General features: G+C 44.0%; 1 protein-coding gene. It reads left to right on the top strand.

All coding sequences use genetic code 11. The features are described 5' to 3' along the window. Positions 1 to 125: 125 nt before the first annotated feature. Positions 126 to 1,724: a transposase gene (locus FGQ85_RS18100; protein ID WP_207670244.1), complete on the top strand. Its 1,599-nt coding sequence runs from the start codon at positions 126 to 128 to the stop codon at positions 1,722 to 1,724. Positions 1,725 to 1,848: the final 124 nt, after the last annotated feature.

Here is a 1,848-nt window from a genome sequence, read left to right as displayed (position 1 = left end):
TATGATATTGGGGTCAAAAGCCTGTCTATAGCACCTTGAAAAGTTCATATATTTTGTAGTAAATACAAGCCGAAATGCTTCTCTTGCTGTATAATAGAGCTATCCTAGAAAAGAAGGTAATCTTTATGTCATTCAAAGAAAATTCTTACCAGCAAATATCATTTACAGATAGTTTTTCCGGCTTAACCGCCAGGGAACAGAAAGCACTGGAAAAATCCTGGGCAAAAGTTTTTGCTGATGAAATATTCCCTGCCATTGATGAAAAGCGCTTTTCTGTCTTATACAGTAATAATGCATCCAGACCGAATACTCCGGTAAATGTAATCGTTGGTGCACTCATTATCAAAGAGCTTTTTGATTATTCGGATGATGAAATGGTTGAAAATCTTATGTTGGATTTCCGGCTCCAGTATGCCCTGCACACAACGAGTTTCGAAGAGCAGCCGCTGAGCGACAAGACACTGAGCCGTTTCCGCAGGCGGTGCTATGATTACGAAACACTTCATAACAAGGATCTTTACCATGACTGCGTAAATGACCTGAGTGCTTCCATTGCCAAACTGATGAGGATCAGCGGGAAGATCCGGCGTATGGATTCCATGATGATCGAATCCAACATCCGTAAACTCAGCCGGATGGAACTGATCTATACTTGTATTTCAAAGCTGGCAGTTTCTATGAATAAGGCAAATGATTCTGCTCTGCCGGAGGATCTGAAGCACTACACAGATCCGAATGATTTCAACAGAGTGATCTATCACCAGAGAAGTACGGATGCAGAGGAACGATTAAAGCAGCTTCTTGCGGATGCCGATAAACTTCTCACCTTATGTGAGTCTGAGTATCAGGATTCAACAGAGTATGATCTGTTTGTCAGATGCCTGTCTGAACAGACAGTTGTTGAAAATGGAACTCGCAGACTCCGCACAAAAGAAGACGGCGGTATGAACTCATCCATGATGCAGAATCCTTCTGATCCGGAGGCTACATTCCGGAGCAAAGCCGGAAAAGAGCATCGGGGATATACAGCCAACCTTGAGGAATCCGTAGGTAAGAATGGTTCCGTTGTAACGGATTATCAATATGACCAGAACAATCACAGTGACAGCCAGTTTCTCCAGGAACATCTTGAGCAGATGGAGAAACAGGAAGAGCGGACAGTCATAATTACGGATGGCGCATACAGCGGGACAGAAAACACGCAGCTCGCATCGGAGAAGAATGTAGAACTGATCACTACAAGCCTGACGGGGAAATTCGCCCCGGATATCCTTGCTGATTTTGAATTCAACGAAGAAGGAACAAAAGTTCTCCGGTGTCCGGCAGGTTATGCGCCGAAAAGCTGCTCCTATATGAAGCAGAGCAGGCAGTGCGCCGTTTCCTTTCTGCATGAGCAGTGTGCCAACTGCCCGTACCAGGACCAATGTAAACCGAAGATCTTTAAGCGGGTTGCCAAAATAGTAACATCCAAAGCGGCACATGAACGTGCGAAGATCCAGCGGGACATGAGCAGTGAAGAATTTAAAAACTACGCAAGACTCCGTAATGGAGTAGAGACTGTACCGTCAAATATCCGCAGGAATTACCATCTGGAAAAGATGCCTCGTGGAAAACAGCGTGGCAAGTTCTTTTTCGGTTCGAAGATAGCGGCACTAAATTTCCGAAAGCTCTTCAATTATGTGAAGGGTCTGGGAAACTATGCTCAAAATCCGGTACTTGCATAAAACAAGGAGGGAAATACCCGGCATATATGCCAGAAATCCCAGCATAATACTACAAAATATGAATTTTTCAAGGTACTATAGGTACAGGGCACAACTAATTATATAGTTTCGACCCCAACATCAT

Origin of the sequence: Pseudoflavonifractor sp. BSD2780061688st1 E11 (genome assembly GCF_005844125.1) — a bacterium.
GTDB classification, from domain to species: Bacteria; Bacillota; Clostridia; order Lachnospirales; family Lachnospiraceae; genus Sellimonas; species Sellimonas catena.
This window is presented reverse-complemented; position numbering and strand designations above follow the sequence as displayed.

Excerpts from the sequence above, each read along its gene's own strand:
- FGQ85_RS18100 (WP_207670244.1), top strand. The coding sequence starts at position 126 with ATGTCATTCAAAGAAAATTCTTACCAGCAAATATCATTTACAGATAGT.